Annotated in this window: 20 protein-coding genes; 8 read left to right on the top strand and 12 right to left on the bottom strand. The window is 70.8% G+C overall.

Annotated elements, in window-relative coordinates:
• The first annotated feature begins 32 nt into the window (after positions 1 to 32).
• Complete coding sequence (locus F6B42_RS09590) at positions 33 to 848, top strand: ParA family protein (protein WP_150419390.1); 816 nt, start codon at positions 33 to 35, stop codon at positions 846 to 848.
• Between the two features lie 120 nt (positions 849 to 968).
• Here F6B42_RS09590 and F6B42_RS09595 read toward each other — a convergent pair whose 3' ends face one another.
• From F6B42_RS09595 to F6B42_RS09605, 3 genes are all read right to left on the bottom strand, one after another.
• A complete protein-coding gene (locus F6B42_RS09595) occupies positions 969 to 1514 on the bottom strand; it encodes a MerR family transcriptional regulator (RefSeq protein ID WP_150419391.1) in 546 nt (181 codons plus the stop codon).
• Positions 1515 to 1614: 100 nt separating this feature from the next.
• The gene (ftsR, locus tag F6B42_RS09600) at positions 1615 to 2295 is read right to left on the bottom strand and encodes a transcriptional regulator FtsR (RefSeq protein ID WP_150419392.1); all 681 of its coding nucleotides are present in this window, start codon (positions 2293 to 2295) and stop codon (positions 1615 to 1617) included.
• Complete coding sequence (locus F6B42_RS09605) at positions 2292 to 2786, bottom strand: FHA domain-containing protein (RefSeq protein ID WP_150419393.1); 495 nt, start codon at positions 2784 to 2786, stop codon at positions 2292 to 2294. The genes ftsR and F6B42_RS09605 overlap by 4 nt, the downstream gene beginning before the upstream one ends.
• A gap of 154 nt (positions 2787 to 2940) precedes the next feature.
• On the opposite strand from F6B42_RS09605, the gene F6B42_RS09610 reads away from it, so the two are divergent.
• Positions 2941 to 3504, top strand: coding sequence for a copper resistance CopC family protein (locus F6B42_RS09610; protein WP_150419394.1), 564 nt, complete (start codon positions 2941 to 2943; stop codon positions 3502 to 3504).
• A gap of 9 nt (positions 3505 to 3513) precedes the next feature.
• Positions 3514 to 4914 (top strand): dihydrolipoyl dehydrogenase, encoded by a 1401-nt coding sequence (lpdA, locus tag F6B42_RS09615; protein ID WP_150419395.1) that lies wholly within the window; start codon positions 3514 to 3516, stop codon positions 4912 to 4914.
• A gap of 78 nt (positions 4915 to 4992) precedes the next feature.
• Here lpdA and F6B42_RS09620 read toward each other — a convergent pair whose 3' ends face one another.
• Positions 4993 to 5625: a CYTH domain-containing protein gene (locus F6B42_RS09620; protein ID WP_150419396.1), complete on the bottom strand. Its 633-nt coding sequence runs from the start codon at positions 5623 to 5625 to the stop codon at positions 4993 to 4995.
• Positions 5615 to 5860 (bottom strand): response regulator, encoded by a 246-nt coding sequence (locus F6B42_RS09625; RefSeq protein WP_150419397.1) that lies wholly within the window; start codon positions 5858 to 5860, stop codon positions 5615 to 5617. Before F6B42_RS09625 ends, F6B42_RS09620 begins: the two co-directional genes overlap by 11 nt.
• A gap of 107 nt (positions 5861 to 5967) precedes the next feature.
• On the opposite strand from F6B42_RS09625, the gene F6B42_RS09630 reads away from it, so the two are divergent.
• Complete coding sequence (locus tag F6B42_RS09630; RefSeq protein WP_150419398.1) at positions 5968 to 6699, top strand: glutamine amidotransferase; 732 nt, start codon at positions 5968 to 5970, stop codon at positions 6697 to 6699.
• Here the strand turns inward: F6B42_RS09630 and F6B42_RS09635 are convergent.
• From F6B42_RS09635 to F6B42_RS09660, 6 genes are all read right to left on the bottom strand, one after another.
• Entirely contained in the window at positions 6687 to 7394 is a 708-nt protein-coding gene (locus F6B42_RS09635; RefSeq protein WP_150419399.1) for an NAD(P)H-hydrate epimerase, read from the bottom strand. The two genes, F6B42_RS09630 and F6B42_RS09635, sit on opposite strands and share 13 nt — an antisense overlap.
• Positions 7387 to 8400 (bottom strand): YihY/virulence factor BrkB family protein, encoded by a 1014-nt coding sequence (locus F6B42_RS09640; RefSeq protein WP_150419400.1) that lies wholly within the window; start codon positions 8398 to 8400, stop codon positions 7387 to 7389. The genes F6B42_RS09635 and F6B42_RS09640 overlap by 8 nt, the downstream gene beginning before the upstream one ends.
• A gap of 5 nt (positions 8401 to 8405) precedes the next feature.
• The gene (locus tag F6B42_RS09645) at positions 8406 to 8933 is read right to left on the bottom strand and encodes a prepilin peptidase (RefSeq protein WP_150419401.1); all 528 of its coding nucleotides are present in this window, start codon (positions 8931 to 8933) and stop codon (positions 8406 to 8408) included.
• Positions 8930 to 9226, bottom strand: coding sequence for a DUF1905 domain-containing protein (locus F6B42_RS09650; RefSeq protein ID WP_150419402.1), 297 nt, complete (start codon positions 9224 to 9226; stop codon positions 8930 to 8932). The genes F6B42_RS09645 and F6B42_RS09650 overlap by 4 nt, the downstream gene beginning before the upstream one ends.
• A 63-nt stretch (positions 9227 to 9289) precedes the next feature.
• A complete protein-coding gene (locus F6B42_RS09655) occupies positions 9290 to 10198 on the bottom strand; it encodes a L,D-transpeptidase (protein WP_150419403.1) in 909 nt (302 codons plus the stop codon).
• Between the two features lie 41 nt (positions 10199 to 10239).
• The gene (locus F6B42_RS09660) at positions 10240 to 11229 is read right to left on the bottom strand and encodes an aldo/keto reductase (protein WP_150419404.1); all 990 of its coding nucleotides are present in this window, start codon (positions 11227 to 11229) and stop codon (positions 10240 to 10242) included.
• Positions 11230 to 11303: 74 nt separating this feature from the next.
• Here F6B42_RS09660 and F6B42_RS09665 point away from each other — a divergent pair, with 74 nt between their 5' ends.
• From F6B42_RS09665 to F6B42_RS09680, 4 genes are all read left to right on the top strand, one after another.
• Positions 11304 to 11795 carry a ribonucleotide reductase stimulatory protein gene (locus tag F6B42_RS09665; RefSeq protein WP_317983649.1) on the top strand — a complete coding sequence of 164 codons (492 nt, stop codon included), beginning with the start codon at positions 11304 to 11306 and terminating at the stop codon, positions 11793 to 11795.
• Between the two features lie 72 nt (positions 11796 to 11867).
• Positions 11868 to 12074 carry a hypothetical protein gene (locus F6B42_RS09670; protein ID WP_150419405.1) on the top strand — a complete coding sequence of 69 codons (207 nt, stop codon included), beginning with the start codon at positions 11868 to 11870 and terminating at the stop codon, positions 12072 to 12074.
• A complete protein-coding gene (locus F6B42_RS09675) occupies positions 12067 to 13194 on the top strand; it encodes a baeRF2 domain-containing protein (RefSeq protein WP_150419406.1) in 1128 nt (375 codons plus the stop codon). The genes F6B42_RS09670 and F6B42_RS09675 overlap by 8 nt, the downstream gene beginning before the upstream one ends.
• 320 nt (positions 13195 to 13514) lie before the next feature.
• Positions 13515 to 13718, top strand: coding sequence for a cold-shock protein (locus F6B42_RS09680; RefSeq protein ID WP_150419407.1), 204 nt, complete (start codon positions 13515 to 13517; stop codon positions 13716 to 13718).
• Positions 13719 to 13771: 53 nt separating this feature from the next.
• Here F6B42_RS09680 and F6B42_RS09685 read toward each other — a convergent pair whose 3' ends face one another.
• Positions 13772 to 15424: a glycoside hydrolase family 53 protein gene (locus F6B42_RS09685; protein ID WP_150419408.1), complete on the bottom strand. Its 1653-nt coding sequence runs from the start codon at positions 15422 to 15424 to the stop codon at positions 13772 to 13774.
• Between the last annotated feature and the right edge of the window lie 11 nt (positions 15425 to 15435).

Raw genomic sequence — 15435 nt, forward strand, 5'->3', positions numbered from 1 at the left:
TCACAGCCTAGGGGACGGTAACGTAGACCCTCGTGCACGTACTTTCCGTCAGTTCGCTCAAGGGCGGGGTCGGCAAGACGACGGTCACGCTGGGGCTCGCATCCGCCGCGTTCGCCCGCGGGGTCCGGACGTTGGTCGTCGATCTCGATCCGCAGTCCGACGTCTCGACGGGGATGGACATCCAGGTCGCCGGCCGGCTCAATGTCGCCGACGTCCTCGCCAACCCGCGCGAGAAGGTCGTCCGTCAGGCGATCACCGCCAGCGGGTGGGCCAAGGTGCACCCGGGCACGATCGACGTCCTCATCGGCAGCCCTTCCGCCATCAACTTCGACGGGCCGCACCCGAGCGTGCGCGACGTCTGGAAGCTCGAGGAGGCCCTCGCGACCATCGAGGCCGACTACGACCTCGTGCTGATCGACTGCGCCCCCTCGCTGAACGCGCTCACCCGCACCGCGTGGGCGGCGAGCGACCGCGTCATCGTGGTGACCGAGCCGGGCCTGTTCTCGGTCGCCGCCGCCGACCGCGCCCTGCGCGCGATCGAGGAGATCCGACGCGGACTCTCGCCCCGGCTGCAACCGCTGGGCATCGTCGTCAACCGCGTGCGGCCGCAGTCGATCGAGCACCAGTTCCGCATCAAGGAGCTCCGCGACATGTTCGGTCCGCTCGTTCTCTCGCCGCAGCTGCCCGAGCGCACCTCGCTGCAGCAGGCCCAGGGCGCCGCGAAACCGCTGCACATCTGGCCGGGCGATTCGGCGCAGGAGCTCGCGTCGGACTTCGACGCCCTCCTCGATCGGGTCATGCGCACCGGACGCATCACGGTCGCCGGCGAAGCACCCGCACCCGCCTGATCCCTCGTCCCGTCATCGCACGAGACATCACTTTCGCGCCGGGAACGCGGGTTTCGCTCGCTGTCTCGGCGCGAAAGTGATGTTTCGCGGTAGAGGCCGGGATGACGCCGGATGCGGGCGTCAGGCCGTGCGGGCGGAGCGACGAGCGGCGAGCTCGTCGACCGGGTCCGGCGACTGCGGGTCGAACTCGACGAGGGTCGACTCGACCTCGCGGAGCACCTTTCCGACCGCGATGCCGAACACGCCCTGGCCGCGGCTGACGAGGTCGATGACCTCGTCGTTCGAGGTGCACAGGTAGACCGATGCACCGTCGCTCATGAGGGTGGTGCCGGCCAGATCGCGGATGCCGGCGGCGCGCAGCTGATCGACGGCGACGCGGATCTGCTGGAGCGAGATCCCGGTGTCGAGCAGGCGCTTCACGAGCTTGAGGACGAGGATGTCGCGGAATCCGTACAGCCGCTGCGATCCGGAGCCGCTCGCACCGCGGACCGTCGGGACGACGAGTTCGGTGCGGGCCCAGTAGTCGAGCTGGCGGTAGGTGATCCCGGCGGCGCGGGCCGCCTGCGCGCCGCGATAGCCGACCTCGTCGTCCATCTGCGGCAGACCGTCGGTGAACAGCAGGTCGGTGGTGAACCGCATCTCGCCGAGCGAATCATGCGCGGTCATGGTGTCCTCCTGCCGGACGGTCGGGTTGTCTCCACGCTAGATGAGGGACGCCGGTGCGGCAACGACATCCGCGTCGGGAGCCCGGCGTGTCGCGCGGGCGTCACCGGACGAGTCGGTCGAGGGCGGTCTGGACGAACGCCGAGCGCATCTCGTCGAGGCGCCGGACGAGCTCGGGCGCGAGCTCGTGCGCGCGTCCGCGCGACGTCGAGTCGGTGCGTCGGAGCAGCGGCGCCAGAGCGGTCTCGATGAGCGCCACGTCGCGCTCGGCGGCCTGGCGGACGGTGCGGAGGTGCCGCGGGCCGATGCCGTGCCGATCGAGGGCGACGAGCGTGCGCAGCAGCGCGAGAGCCCGCTCGTCGTAGGTGTCGGCGGCCGGAAGCAGGCCGGCGGTGACGGCATCCGCCAGCAGCGCGGCGCTGGCCTCGGATTCGCGGACGAGCTCATCGCGACGGTATCGCCGCGGGGCGACGATCGAGGCGGGAAGGGACGGCAGCTCCGCCTCCGCGCCCTCGGACTCCAAGTACTCGCGGATGCGCGCGAGCGGCATGTAGTGGTCGCGCTGCAGGGTCAGGGCCATGCGGAGCCGATCGACGTCCGCCAGCGAGAACTTGCGGTAGCCCGATCCGGTACGCGTCGGGGTCACGATTCCCTGGTCTTCGAGGTACCGCAGCTTGCTGCTGCTCAGGGCCGGGAACTCGGGACTGAGCCGCGCGAGCACCTGGCCGATGCTGAGGTATCCCGCCGCCGCGCTGCGGCTGCGGGCGGAGGACGCCGCGCTCACGCCCCGTGCGCCTGTGCGCGATCGAGGGGCGAGACGAAGAAGTTGAGGCGGAACTTGCCGATGCGCAGCTCGGCGCCGTCCGCGAGCACCGCGCGGTCGACGCGCTCGCCGTTGACGTAGGTGCCGTTGAGCGAGCGCTGGTCGACGATCTCGAAGACCGAGCCGGTGCGGGTGATCTCGGCGTGACGGCGAGACACGGTCACGTCGTCGAAGAAGATGTCGGCCTCGGGATGCCGCCCGATCGTCGTCACGTCGGTGTCGAGGAGGTACCGCGCTCCCGCCGTGGGGCCCGAGCGGACCAGGAGGAGGGCGGCACGCGCGGGGAGGGCCTGGATGGCATCGCGCTCGACAGCGGTGAGGTCGGCGCCGAAGGGGACGAACGACAGATCCAGGTCGTGCCCGAAGGTCTGCGTGGTGTCCGAGGAGCCGCTGTGCGGGGTGCGGTCGGGCTCGCGTCGAATGTCGTCGACGTCACGGTCCTTTTCGTCCACGGTGTCCTCCCTCTTCGAAGGCCCAGCCTAACGGGATCGGCCCCCGTCCGCGAACGCCGCCCGCGGCTCGGCGAGACGACGGCCCGCAGCCCCGGCACTCGTCGGGCCCGCGCTCACAGCCGGGTCCGAACCGCGCGTCGATAGGGTCGTGTCGATGTCTTCCCGCGCCCCCCTCTCCCGCCGCCATTCCCGCCTCCTCGCCGCCCTGGGCGTCGTCGCGGGACTCTCGCTCATCGGCTTCGCCCCACCGGCGTTCGCTCATGACGAGCTGCTCGCCGCCGACCCCGCGGCCGACGCCCGGATCGACGCCCTGCCGGACGAGCTCACGCTCACGTTCAGCGGCGTCCTCATCGACGAGTCCGGCATCAACGTCGTATCGGTGACCGACGCCGCCGGCACCGAGCTCGCCGAGGGCGACCCCCAGCTCGACGGCACACGCGTGACGCAGCAGATCTCGGGCGAGAGCCAGGGCGAGATCACCGTTCGATGGCGCGTCGTGTCGAGCGACGGTCACCCCGTCTCGGGCGAGTACGCCTTCGTCGCGGGCGATCCCGCGGCCGCGCCGGATCCGGCCGAGTCGTCGGAGCCCGCCGCGACCCCGGACGACGAGAGCGCCTCGCCGGCCCTGTGGATCGGCATCGGGGCGGGCGTCGTGGTGCTCGTCGGGGCCCTCGCGGTGGTCGTCGTCGCGGCATCCCGTCGACGCACCGAGGACTAGGCTGAGAGCATGCCTCACTACAACGTCGTCATCCTCGGCGCGGGCCCCGGCGGGTATGTCGCAGCTGTCCGCGCGGCCCAGCTCGGACAGTCCGTCGCGATCATCGAAGAGAAGTACTGGGGAGGCGTGTGCCTCAACGTCGGCTGCATCCCCTCGAAGGCGCTGCTGAAGAACGCCGACCTCGCGCACACGTTCAACCACAAGGCCGACCTCTTCGGCATCAGCGGCGACGTGCACTTCGACTTCGGCACCGCGTTCGACCGCAGCCGCAAGGTCGCCGAGACGCACGTCAAAGGCATCCACTTCCTGATGAAGAAGAACAAGGTCACCGAGTACGAGGGCCGCGGTTCGTTCGTCGACGCGAAGTCCATCCAGGTGACCAAGGCCGACGGCTCGCAGGAGACGGTGAGCTTCGACAACGTCATCATCGCGACGGGATCGACCGTGCGCCTGCTGCCCGGTGTGGAGCTGAGCGAGAACGTCGTGACCTACGAGGAGCAGATCCTCACGCGCGACCTGCCGAGCTCGATCGCGATCGTCGGCGCCGGCGCCATCGGCATGGAGTTCGCCTTCGTCATGTCGAACTACGGCGTGAAGGTCACGATCATCGAGTTCCTCGACCGCGCCCTCCCGAACGAGGACGTCGAGGTCTCGAAGGAGATCCAGAAGCAGTACAAGAAGTACGGCATCGACATCCTCACCTCCACCAAGGTCGAGCAGATCGTCGACTCCGGCGACAAGGTGACCGTCTCGTACTCGGCGAACGCCGACGGTGCGAAGGGTCAGATCGAGGCCGACAAGGTCCTCATGTCGATCGGCTTCGCCCCCCGCGTCGAGGGCTTCGGGCTCGAGAACACCGGCGTGAAGCTGACCGAGCGGGGCGCGATCGACATCGACGACCACATGCGGACCAACGTCCCGGGGATCTACGCGATCGGCGATGTCACGGCGAAGCTGCAGCTCGCCCACGTCGCCGAGGCGCAGGGCGTCGTGGCCGCCGAGACCATCGGCGGCGCTGAGACGCAGACGCTCGGCGACTACCGCAACATGCCGCGCGCGACCTTCTGCTCGCCGCAGGTCGCCTCGTTCGGTCTCACCGAGCAGCAGGCGCGCGACGCCGGTTACGACGTCAAGGTCGCGAAGTTCCCCTTCTCGGCCAACGGCAAGGCGAACGGCCTCGGCGAGCCCGTCGGCTTCGTCAAGCTGATCGCCGACGCCGAGCACCTCGAGCTCCTCGGCGGCCACCTCATCGGCCCCGACGTGTCGGAGCTGCTGCCCGAGCTGACCCTCGCGCAGAAGTGGGACCTGACCGCTCTCGAGGCGGCGCGCAACGTCCACACCCACCCGACGCTGTCGGAGGGCCTGCAGGAGGCGTTCCACGGGCTCGCGGGCCACATGATCAACCTCTGACACCCGTCGGAGACGAGCAGCGCCCCGCTGGCTTCGGCCGGCGGGGCGCTGCTCGTGCGTCGGGCGGAACCAGCGCGGTCAGCGCCCGAGAGCGCGTCCGAGCTTCGACTCGGATGCGGCGACCCGTCCCCCGGCCGCGTGGACCAGCTCGTCCGCCGCGGCGAAGAACGCCGTGATCGCGTCCGGGTCGCCGGGACCGGCGGGTCCGAGCTCGAGCTCCCACTCCCGCCAGCTGCTCTCCCGGCCGGTGCGCTCGTCGCGGGCGCTGACCCTGTCGTCGACGAATTCGGCCACGAGGTCGCCGGCTGCGTCGTGCAGCGCGTACGCGACTCGCGCATTGCGGATGCGGGCGATCACCTCGAAGGGCGGCGCCGCGACGGCGGCCACCTCCGCCGCGACCGCTGCCGGCACGGCGGCCGTTCCGAGGTCGTCCGCCTCGTCGAGCGGCCACCGGGTCTCGTGCTTGCCCTCGGGGGTCGAGCGCTTCACGTGCCAGCCCGCATCGGGACCGCCGGTGCGGCGCCGGAGGGCCGTCCGCGCCGCGGCGAGGAGACCGTCGGCGGTGTCGAAGTACCGGGCGTCGAGCTCGCGGATCTCCGCGTCGCCGATGCCCGCGACACCGGGAAGCGCCGCCAGCACCGGGAGCGGTGCGGCGGCGTCCACGTCGTACTTGCGCTCGATCTCGAGCGAACTCGTCGGCTCAGTCGTCACTGGTCACGCGGTCGTCGCGCTCGTCGGCTGAGGGATCGATATCGCCCTCGGACTCGACGAAACGGAACTCCGACGACGTCGGGCCGTCGCCCTCGCCGGTGTGCTCGGCGTCTCCGGCGCGCTCGTAGACGACCTGCGTCTCGCTGTAGGGCAGGATCAACCGGTCGGACGACGCGTCGTCGAGGGGAAGGGTCTGTCCGTCGAGCGGACCACCGTGCAGTCGTGCAATAGCCATGTTCTGACCTCCTGCCCCGACCCTACCCGCGGGCATCGAGCGACCCGATACGCTTGCGCCATGCCGAGGAGCCGGGTACGCGCGGACGTCCGCGCGCGGCGCGCGCAGTGAAGCCGTTCGTCCTACTGGCGACGCGCGCCGAGGATGTGCCGGCCGATGAGGAGTACGAGCTCTTCCTCCGGTTCACGGGACTCGACGAGCGGAACCTGCGCCGCATCCGGCTCGAGGCCGGTCCGCTGCCGTCGCTCGATCTGGATGCGTTGTCGGGCATCTTCGTCGGCGGTGGTCCGTTCAACGCATCCGATCCGATCGAGACGAAGTCGCCCGTCCAGCGTCGCGTCGAGAGCGAGTTCGCCGATCTGCTAGGCCTCGTCGTCCCGGCGGATTTCCCCTTTCTCGGAGCCTGCTACGGCATCGGGACCGTGGGCGCGCACCTCGGTGCGACGATCGATCGACGGTTCGGCGAGCCCATCAGCGTCGTCGACGTCGAACTGTCCCCGGCGGGCGCCGCCGATCCGCTCCTGAAAGGGATGCCGGAGCGCTTCACCGCTTTCGTCGGACACAAGGAGGCGATCGCGAGCCTGCCCCCGCGGGCGACCCTCCTGGCGAGTTCGGCCGGATGTCCGGTGCAGATGTTCCGAGTCGGGTCGAACGTGTACGCGACGCAGTTCCACCCGGAGCTCGATCTCGACGGCATCCGGACGCGCATCCACGCCTACGCCGGATACGGCTACTTCGCCGCCGATGAGCTGGACCCGACCCTCGCGGCCGTCCGCCGGGAGCCGGTGACCCACACCGGGACGATCCTTCGGAACTTCGTCGAGCGCTACGCGCGGTAGATCTCGGCCGTCACCGTTCCCGGGGAATCGGCTTCGGTCAGCGCGAGGCCGAGCTCGACGAGCACGACACGCCCGGCGAGCTGTGCGCCGCGACCGCGCGCCAATCCGATCTTGGGGGCGCCGAAGGTGACCGTGGTCGAGGCGGGCAGGACGTCGGCCCCCGCTTCGCCCGTGTCGGGATCGAGACCGCTCGGCAGGTCCACGGCGATGACGGGCGTGCGATCCCGCCCGACCGCCCCCGAGAGCGTCGCGGCGGTCTCGCCCGCGGCGCCTCGGAGCCCGCCGCGAGCGCCGATGCCCAGCATCCCGTCGACGATCACGGCGTATTCGCCGGCTTCCGCCGCCACCACGGCCTCGGCGAGCTCGACGCGCCGACAGCCGGCGGCACGCGCGGCCGCCGCGCCGCGCTCGTGGCTGCGGTCGGCGACGGTGAGGATGTCGACCTCTCGATCCGATTCCGCGAGAGCGGCACCCGCGAGGAGCGCGTCGCCGCCATTGTCGCCGCCGCCGACGAGCACCAGGATGCGCCGCCCGGCGGGCGTGACACGGCCGACGATCGTCGCGAGGGCGGCGGCGGCACGATCCATGAGCGGCTCGCCGGCGGTGAGCAGCGGCGCCTCGGCTGCGCGAACCTGGTCGGCCGTGTAGGCCGGCCGAATCAACGCTTCGCCCGTCACCGCCTCCGCGTCAGGCATCCGCTCCGCGACGCTCCTTCTCTTCGACGACGCGGGCCGCCTGCAGCTCTCGCGCGGCAGCCGCGACCGATTCCTCGGCGCGCTGGACACGTCGCTGGGCGAACGTCCGCGCGCCGAAGCGACTCCGGACCCGGTCCTCCTCCTCGCGCACGCCGGTGACGATGTAGGCCGTCGCGATCAGGATGACCTGCGACGAGAGGTTGAGCCACAGCAGCAGAGCGATGAGCGACGCGAACGACGCGATCAGCGGGTTCGAACTCGCTCCCCCGACGAACAGACCGGAGAGCTGCTGGAGCACCGTGAGTCCGGCGCCGCCGAGCAGCGCGCCACTCCAGAGAGCGCGCCGGGAGGCGCGCACTCCCGAAAGCACGCGAAAGAGCACGGCGATCGCGACGGTGTCGAGGGCGAACACGACGACGAGCGAGACGAACCATCCGCCGAAGAGGACGGCGGGGCTCGAGTCCGAGAGACCGACGAGGTCGGCCAGGATGCCGATCCCCGCCGTCCCGACGAACGTGACCGCGGCTGCTGCCACCAGTGCTCCGCCGATCGCGATCGCGAGACCGAGGTTCCGCAGCAGCACCCAGACGAAGAGGACGTCATCGGTGAGCTCGTCGGCGATCGATCGCATCGCGAGGCGGAGTGAGCCGATCGCGCCGATGGCCGAGCCGAGCAGACCGACGACGGCGATGACGCCGGCGATCGTCAGTCCTGCCGGCGCCGAGATGGCATCGAGCTTGATCAGCCCGTCACTGCCGACGAGGCCGGGCACGACGCGGTTGACCGAATCGATGAGCGCCTGCCAGGCCGAGGGGTTGCCCGCGAGCCAGAGGGCGGCGACCGAGAACCCGAGCAGCACGCCGGCGAAGAGGCTGAAGAGGGTGCGGTATGTCACGCTGTCGGCCAGCTGGGCACCGCGGTGCTCGCTGTACCGGAGGAAGGCGCGCACCGGCTTGCGCTGCAGTGCCCCTGCGGTGACCCGGGCGATGAGCGTCGTTTCGGCCATGGCCGTCACCCTAGCGCGGAGGCCGCGGACGCCAGGGCGCCCTTGACAGTCTCGGCGGCCGGCGACAGTGCCGGCACGATCGCGACCGCCGCTCCGGCGATCATGAACGGCCCGAAGGGGATGCGCGTCGAGCGCGTCGCACGGCGCGTGGCGATGAGCACGGCAGCGACGACCCCGGCTCCCACGAAGGCCAGTGCGGTCGCGGCGAGCGGCGCGACCGGGTCGACCGAGCCGGCGAGCATCCCGACGGCTCCGGCGAGCTTCACATCGCCGCCGCCGACACCGCCGCCGAGTCGGCGGAGGAGGAGGTAGGCGGCGAAGAGCACCAGCCCGCCGACCGCGCCCGAGACGACCGGCCACACGGCTCCGAGGTCGACGGCCCGCGCGAGGCACACGACGGCGGCTGCCGGATACAGCGGCAGCACGAGGGCGTTCGGCAGCCGGTGCGACCGCAGGTCGGTGATCGCGAGCACGATCCCGACAACGGCGCAGACGCCGATCCCGACGGCGGCGACCGCGGCCGCCGAGCTCATGCGTCGACGGTCTCGAGACCGACGCGGACGACCCCGTCGGAGCCGATTCCCTCGGCATCCCGCACCGAGCGCTTGAGCGGCAGGATGTACGTGCCGCGATCACTGTCGGGGAAGATCGAGGTCTCCCACCGTGAACCGCCGATCCGCGCTCGCACGCGGACGGCGCCGAAGCCGCGCGGCATCCTCGGGATCTCGCGGATGTCGGCGCTGATCTCGTCGGGCACGGCGGCGAAGAACCAGTCCTGGGTGCGCGCGGTCCAGCGGAACACCTCGGCGTCGAACTCGAAGATCATCCGCTCAGCGTAGGACGTCGCCCGCGCGCCGGGGCGCGGCATCCCCAGGTCGGAGATGGGCGGTCAGGGATGGATGATGACGGGGGTGCCCGCGGCCAGCTGCGCGAGCCGGTCGGTGGCCGGGCCGTCGAGGTAGATGCACCCGAAGGAGGTGTCGCCCTCGCGCTGCCGGTAGTAGTGGAATGCCGTCACGGCGACGTCGCCGCCGTCGAACCCGGCCATGACCGGAGACTGGATGCCGAGATAGACCACGGGGTGCCCCTCGGTGTAGCGGAACTCCGGCACGACGGTCGTCCACATGATGAAGGTGCGGCCCGACGGGGTCGGTGTCGCCGGCTTGCCCCAGGCGAACTGGTCGCTGACCCGCTCGCGTCCGGCGGCGGTGACGATATCGATCGTGTTGGCGCTGAGCCGGACCTCGACGTAGGACTCGGTGGGAGTGATCTCGACGTCGCTGACGCGGAGCCAGCCGACCGTCTGACCGCCGTCGCCCTGCGGGGGCACGCCCTGGCGACCGGGCAGCAGCACCTTCACCCAGTGCTCCTCGGCGGTCACGACGGGCACCGTGGTGCCGCCGTAGTGATGCGTGCGCGGGAGGTGCCCCACGGGCGTGCCGCCCGGTTCGGCGAACACGGGCGCGCCGGATCCGAGCGGGCGGGCGAGGCTCGAGCTGAGAACTCCGGTCGGGTCGTCGTCGACGGGCACGGCGGGGTTCACCGAGCGCACGTCGATGAGCGGAAGGGACGCGAGGTCGTACGGGGTGTCATCGGCGGGGTGCGGGGCCGTCGGCGCCGGTGCGCTCGCAGTCTCCGTCGCCGTGGCGGAAGCCGGGTCGCTCTCGGCGACGACGATGCGTTCCGATGGGAGTGCGCTCAGGCTCAGCGCCGGGCTCAGCGCCCACCCGGTCCCGCCCGCGATGAGGAGTCCGCCGAGGACGCCGACGATGAGCGCGGCAGCGGGGCGACGGGGCATGGATCCATCGTCGGGCGCCGGCCATCCCGGCGCAAGCGCCGTCACCAGTGCGGGTGGATGTCCGCGCGCAGGAGGTCGTCGTAGACGGACGTCACGGCGCGGGAGAAGTCCGCCAGCTCGGGCGTCCCGATCAGCTCGGCGGCATCGGCGTTCGCGCGGGCCTGCTCGGCGGAACGGGCGCCGGGGATGACGGAGGTGACGCCGCGCTGGGACGCCGTCCACGCGAGCGCCGCTGCGGGCAGCGAGACCCCGTCGGGCAGGGCGGCGGCGAGGCGTCGCGCAGCCTCCAAGCCGGTCGTGTAGTCGACGCCGGAGAAGGTCTCGCCGCGGTCGAACGCCTCGCCGTGACGGTTGTAGGTGCGGTGATCGTCGGGAGCGAAGGACGTCTCGGCCGTGTAGCGACCGCTGAGCAGGCCGGACGCGAGGGGAACCCGCGCGAAGATCGCGACGCCCGCGGCCTCCGCAGCGGGCAGGACCTCGTCGAGAGGCTTGAGGCGGAACGGGTTCAGGATGATCTGCACGTTCGCGACGCGGGGACGGGCGATGGCGGCGAGCGCCTGCGCCGCCGTCTCGACCGACACGCCGTAGGCGGCGATCGCCCCGCTCGCGACGAGGTCGTCGAGGGCGTCGTACGTCGCGTCGTCCTCGATGACCGCCGTGGGCGGGCAGTGCAGCTGGACGAGATCGAGCGTGTCGACCCCGAGATTGCGCCGTGATCGCTCGGTCCAGGCACGGAAGTTCTCGGGCGTGTAGTTCTGCGGCTCCTGCTCGAGCCGTCGCCCCATCTTCGTCGCGACGGTGACACCGTGATCCGAGCGAGCGGCGAGGAAACGACCGATGCTCGTCTCGCTGCGCCCGTCGCCGTAGACGTCCGCGGTGTCGAACAGCGTCACTCCGGATTCGACGGATGCCGCGAGCACCGCGTCCGCATCCACCTCCGTCACATCGCCCCACCCGGCGCCGAGCTGCCAGGTGCCGAGGCCGATGGCGGAGACGGAACGGTCGGTGGGGCCGAGGCGACGCTGCTGCATGAGCCCAGCGTAGGCGGCGGCGAGCGTCGCCGGGCTCACCGCCGCGAATCGGATGGCTCGACATAATCCCGGTCATGACGGCAGCGCCGTTCCCCGCCGCGGAACAGGATCGGAGGATGGGCCAGGTACCGGTGTACTACTACTCGTCGTCGTCGAATCTGATCCGGCGGTTCGCCGACCGGCTCCGAGACACCGACGGGCGCCCCGTTCTCGATCTGAGCAGACGGGACGTGCGCCAGTCCGAGCCGGCTGGATCGTGGGTCCTCCTCACTCCCTCGTACAAGGCGGGGAACGATGTGCACGCGACCCTCCCCGGAGCGGTGCGCGCATTCCTCCGATCCCCCGCGGCCCGGCGACGGCTCATCGGCATCATCGGATCGGGCAACCGCAACTTCGGCCGCTTCTACCAGGCGGCGGCTCGTGAGCTCGCGGTCGTGTCGGGTCGTCCGGTCGTCTTCGAGTTCGAGCTCGCCGGCACACCGGAGGACGTCGCCGCCTGCGCGCGTGTGCTGAATGCGCTGGACGCGCGGTTCGCTTCGGCAGAGCCTCCGCAGGGTCGCCGATAGACCGGCATCCGTCAACCTCCTGCCGCGGGCCGAGGCGGCATCCGTAGCGTCGAGGTGTCGAAGGGAGACACCATGACCGATGCACAACGCGGCAACACGAAGCACGGACCGGCTCTCGACGAGGAGCTCGAGCAGGAATCCCGCGGGATGGTGCAGGGCGCGGCGGGCACCGCACACGCCGAGCCTTTCCGTGAGACGGAGCCGCTGCCGGATGACACCGACTCCCCTGCGGTCGAGAGAGCCCTCGAGCGCGACGACCAGGGAGAGTCGGATGTCTGAGGCGGCGCTGCAGTCCCTGACCGGCGGGAACGGAGCCCTCACGTGGGCGTACGTCGATGGAGCCGGTGACGAGCCGGTCCCCACGCGCGAAGCCCGGCGACGAACCGTGCGCGATGCGCTGGCCGACGCCGGTGCGCCCGATGCCGACATCGCGGCGATCGATGGGGCGCTCGAGGACGCGGGCGGCGTGCCCTCGCCGTCGGCGCGCTATCTCGCGGCGCGGGGCGGTGCCCTGATCGTCGACGAGCACTTCAGCGGGGAGCGGCTGGGACCGGAGGAGCTCGGACACGGTCCCCTCGCGCCGCTGCTCCCGCTGCTCCGGCACCGATCCGCCGACCTCCTCTACCTCGTCGTCGAGACGACGCGAGACGGCGCCGATCTGCGCCTCGAGCGCGCCGGACGCTCCCGCGAGGTGAGCGCCGAATCGATCGAGGGCCGAACCGACACGCTGACGAAGGTCCGGACGGGCGGGTGGTCGCACCGCCGCTTCCATGCGCGCGCCGAGGAGACGTGGAAGCACAATCAGTCCGAGGTCGCCGAGGCGGTCGACCGCATCGTGCGCGAACGGCACCCCCGATTCGTGGCGATCTCGGGCGACGTGCGTGCCCGGCAGCTGCTCCTCGAGCAGCTAGGTCCCACCTCTCGCGATCGGGTCGTCGAGGTGGATGCGAACACACGCGCCGACGGAGCCGACGACGACGCGCTGCTGGCAGCGGTCTCGGAGACGGCCGAGCACCTGCTCGACGACGCGGTCTCGACCGCTCGCGATCGCGCCGCCGCCGGCGACCGTGAGAGCGGCGCGCGCGGCACCGCCGAGGTCGTCGCCGCCCTGCAGCAGTCGCAGGTCGACACGCTCGTGCTCGACAACCGACTCCTCGAAGCCGACGACACGATCCTGGCCCTGGACGCCGAGCCCTGGGTGGCGGTCCGCGACGACGACCGCCTCACGGCGGGCACCGTCGCCACGGCATCCGTCGCCGAGGCACTCGCCCGCGCCGCCGTGCTGACCGGCGCCGAGGTCCTGGTCGCGGAGGAGCGCACCGAAGTCGGCGAGGAGCGCGAGGAGCGGGTTCCCGAGCCTCCCGTCGCTCTGCTGCGGTGGCCGGCCGCGGCCCGCTGACCGAGTCGATTCGCGACGCCGTGGGACCGCCGATGACGTCGGCGCCCCACGGCGCCGCGTATTCGCGTAGCATTCAAGAGTCGGCGCCTCTCAGGCGCCTCTCCGTCGACGTTCTCCGTCGTCGTGCACGCCGAATCATCCAGCCATCGATCTACCGCCGAGAGCCCACTCGCTCCGGCCAGCGCACCGGCATCGCCGCCCGCAGCGCACACATCAGCGAACGCATCCACGTTCGCCCCCACGCTCCGCGACAGCACCGCCGTCACGGTTATCCGGATCATCACAGCGGTGGTCTCAGAACACAGAAGGAAAATGACGACATGGCCACTGGCACCGTCAAATGGTTCAACTCCGAAAAGGGCTTCGGCTTCATCGCTCCCGACGACGGCACGGCCGACGTCTTCGCGCACTTCAGCGCCATCGCCGGCTCGGGCCACCGCAACCTCTTCGAGAACCAGAAGGTCGAATTCGACGTCGAGCAGGGCCAGAAGGGCCTGCAGGCGACGAACATCCGCGCTCTCTGAGCGTCACTGACGCACGACGGGGTCGGTCCGAGAGGACCGGCCCCGTTCGCGTTTCAGCCGACCCGCTCCACGCGGACGTCGTCGACGTTCATCCAGCCGCCCGCCTGCGCGTCGGTGAGGAACCCGATCGTGAGGGACCCACTCGTGACCGGGACCTCGATCGCCACGCGTCGCCAGTCGCTGCTGCTCACCGGGAGCGAGGCCTGCTGCTCGGAGCCGCCGGCGTTCTTCGCATAGAGGTAGGCGGCGTTCTGGCCGCCGCCGTTCAGGGTCCAGGCCGAGATCCGGTAGGTTCCGGCGGACAGACCCGTAAACGTCTGATAGATCGAGGCCGTGTACGGCGTCGACTTCCAGAAGGTGAGCTTGAACTCTCCGACGACGGCGGGGTCCTGTGTGAACACCGCGTTCGCGTGCGCACCGCCCGGTGACCACACGCCCCAGCCGGTCGGCGTGTTCGTGTAGCCGTCCTGCTCGAATCCGCCGTTGACCGCGAGGTCGGCCGGCGGGACCTCGTCGAAGACGTCGAGTGTCGCGAGCGCTTCACCGGACCAGTCGAACAGCGTCTGGTTGTCCCACGGGTTGGACAATACGCCGCCGTCGTCGTTGTCGAGCTTTCCGGCCTCGCTGCCCCAGTTCGCGCCGGGCACGGGGAGCCAACCCGGCTCCCACCAGATGAGCCCGCGACCGCGGCCGTTCGGAACGGATCGGACGATGTCCCGCAGATCACGCAGGAACGCCGTCTGGCCGGCGACGGTCGCGGGATAGCCGCCGGCCGCCTCCTCGGCCAGGTAGAACGAGTTGCCGAGGCCGTCGCCGTCGCCGAGCGTCCACCCGTAGGCCGTCTCGACGATCAGCACGTCCTTTCCGTAGCGCGCACTGATGTCGTTGAGGTTGACCGCGAGCTCGCCCATGGTGCCGTGCCAGAACGGGTAGTACGACAGGCCGATGATGTCGAAGGGCACCCCGTGGGCGGTGATCTCATCGAACCACCAGCGGTAGAGGGCGTTGTCGCCGCCGTGATCGAGGTGCAGCACGATCTCAATGTCCTCGCCCGGCGCCAGGGCGGCGTCGACACCGTCGATGCCCGCGCTGAGGAGGTCGGCGAGCTGCGAGAAGTCCGAGACGCCGTTGCCCACTCTGCCGTGATCCCAGAGGATGCCGGCCGGGATCTCGTTGCCCATCTGCACCAGGTCGGGCAGAACACCCGCAGCACGCATCTGGTCGATCACATTGTTCGTGTAATCGTGCACGGTCGTCACGAGCTGAGGGTAGGACAGGGTCCGCCAGGCTTTCGGCACCGTCTGCGTGCCCGGGTCCGCCCACCAGTCGCTGAGATGGAAGTCGAGCAAAATGTCCATTCCCGCGGCCTGTGCACGCTGGGCGGTGGCGATCGTCGTGGCGAGGTCGTTCGTGCCGCCGCCGTAGGGCTCGCCCGAGACGGTGTACGGGTCGACCCACAAGCGGAGCCGAGCGAGGTTCATACCGGAATCGGCCATGATCTCGATCGGATCACCGGCGGCCCCTCCGCGGGAGAACTGCCCACCAAGCGACTCGACCTCGTGGATCATCCCGAGATCGCCTCCCATCACGAAGTCGTCCGGATCGAAGGCCGCCGTCGCGGCGGTCGCCGGCAGGCCGCCGACGATCAGAGCGGCTGCCGCCGCCGCGGCGAGCGCCGTTGCTCGCCGCCGTGGTCGCTGCGTCATAGCTGTTCTCC

Origin of the sequence: Microbacterium radiodurans (assembly GCF_008710705.1) — a bacterium.
Classification (GTDB): domain Bacteria; phylum Actinomycetota; class Actinomycetes; order Actinomycetales; family Microbacteriaceae; genus Microbacterium; species Microbacterium radiodurans.

Coding starts and splice junctions, on each gene's coding strand:
- F6B42_RS09665 (WP_317983649.1), top strand. CDS start 11,304: ATGACGGCAGCGCCGTTCCCCGCCGCGGAACAGGATCGGAGGATGGGC.
- F6B42_RS09610 (WP_150419394.1), top strand. CDS start 2,941: ATGTCTTCCCGCGCCCCCCTCTCCCGCCGCCATTCCCGCCTCCTCGCC.
- F6B42_RS09680 (WP_150419407.1), top strand. CDS start 13,515: ATGGCCACTGGCACCGTCAAATGGTTCAACTCCGAAAAGGGCTTCGGC.
- F6B42_RS09595 (WP_150419391.1), bottom strand. CDS start 1,514: ATGACCGCGCATGATTCGCTCGGCGAGATGCGGTTCACCACCGACCTG.
- F6B42_RS09660 (WP_150419404.1), bottom strand. CDS start 11,229: ATGCAGCAGCGTCGCCTCGGCCCCACCGACCGTTCCGTCTCCGCCATC.
- F6B42_RS09645 (WP_150419401.1), bottom strand. CDS start 8,933: ATGAGCTCGGCGGCCGCGGTCGCCGCCGTCGGGATCGGCGTCTGCGCC.
- F6B42_RS09670 (WP_150419405.1), top strand. CDS start 11,868: ATGACCGATGCACAACGCGGCAACACGAAGCACGGACCGGCTCTCGAC.
- F6B42_RS09655 (WP_150419403.1), bottom strand. CDS start 10,198: ATGCCCCGTCGCCCCGCTGCCGCGCTCATCGTCGGCGTCCTCGGCGGA.
- lpdA (WP_150419395.1), top strand. CDS start 3,514: ATGCCTCACTACAACGTCGTCATCCTCGGCGCGGGCCCCGGCGGGTAT.
- F6B42_RS09650 (WP_150419402.1), bottom strand. CDS start 9,226: ATGATCTTCGAGTTCGACGCCGAGGTGTTCCGCTGGACCGCGCGCACC.
- F6B42_RS09640 (WP_150419400.1), bottom strand. CDS start 8,400: ATGGCCGAAACGACGCTCATCGCCCGGGTCACCGCAGGGGCACTGCAG.
- F6B42_RS09685 (WP_150419408.1), bottom strand. CDS start 15,424: ATGACGCAGCGACCACGGCGGCGAGCAACGGCGCTCGCCGCGGCGGCG.
- F6B42_RS09675 (WP_150419406.1), top strand. CDS start 12,067: ATGTCTGAGGCGGCGCTGCAGTCCCTGACCGGCGGGAACGGAGCCCTC.
- F6B42_RS09635 (WP_150419399.1), bottom strand. CDS start 7,394: ATGCCTGACGCGGAGGCGGTGACGGGCGAAGCGTTGATTCGGCCGGCC.
- F6B42_RS09625 (WP_150419397.1), bottom strand. CDS start 5,860: ATGGCTATTGCACGACTGCACGGTGGTCCGCTCGACGGACAGACCCTT.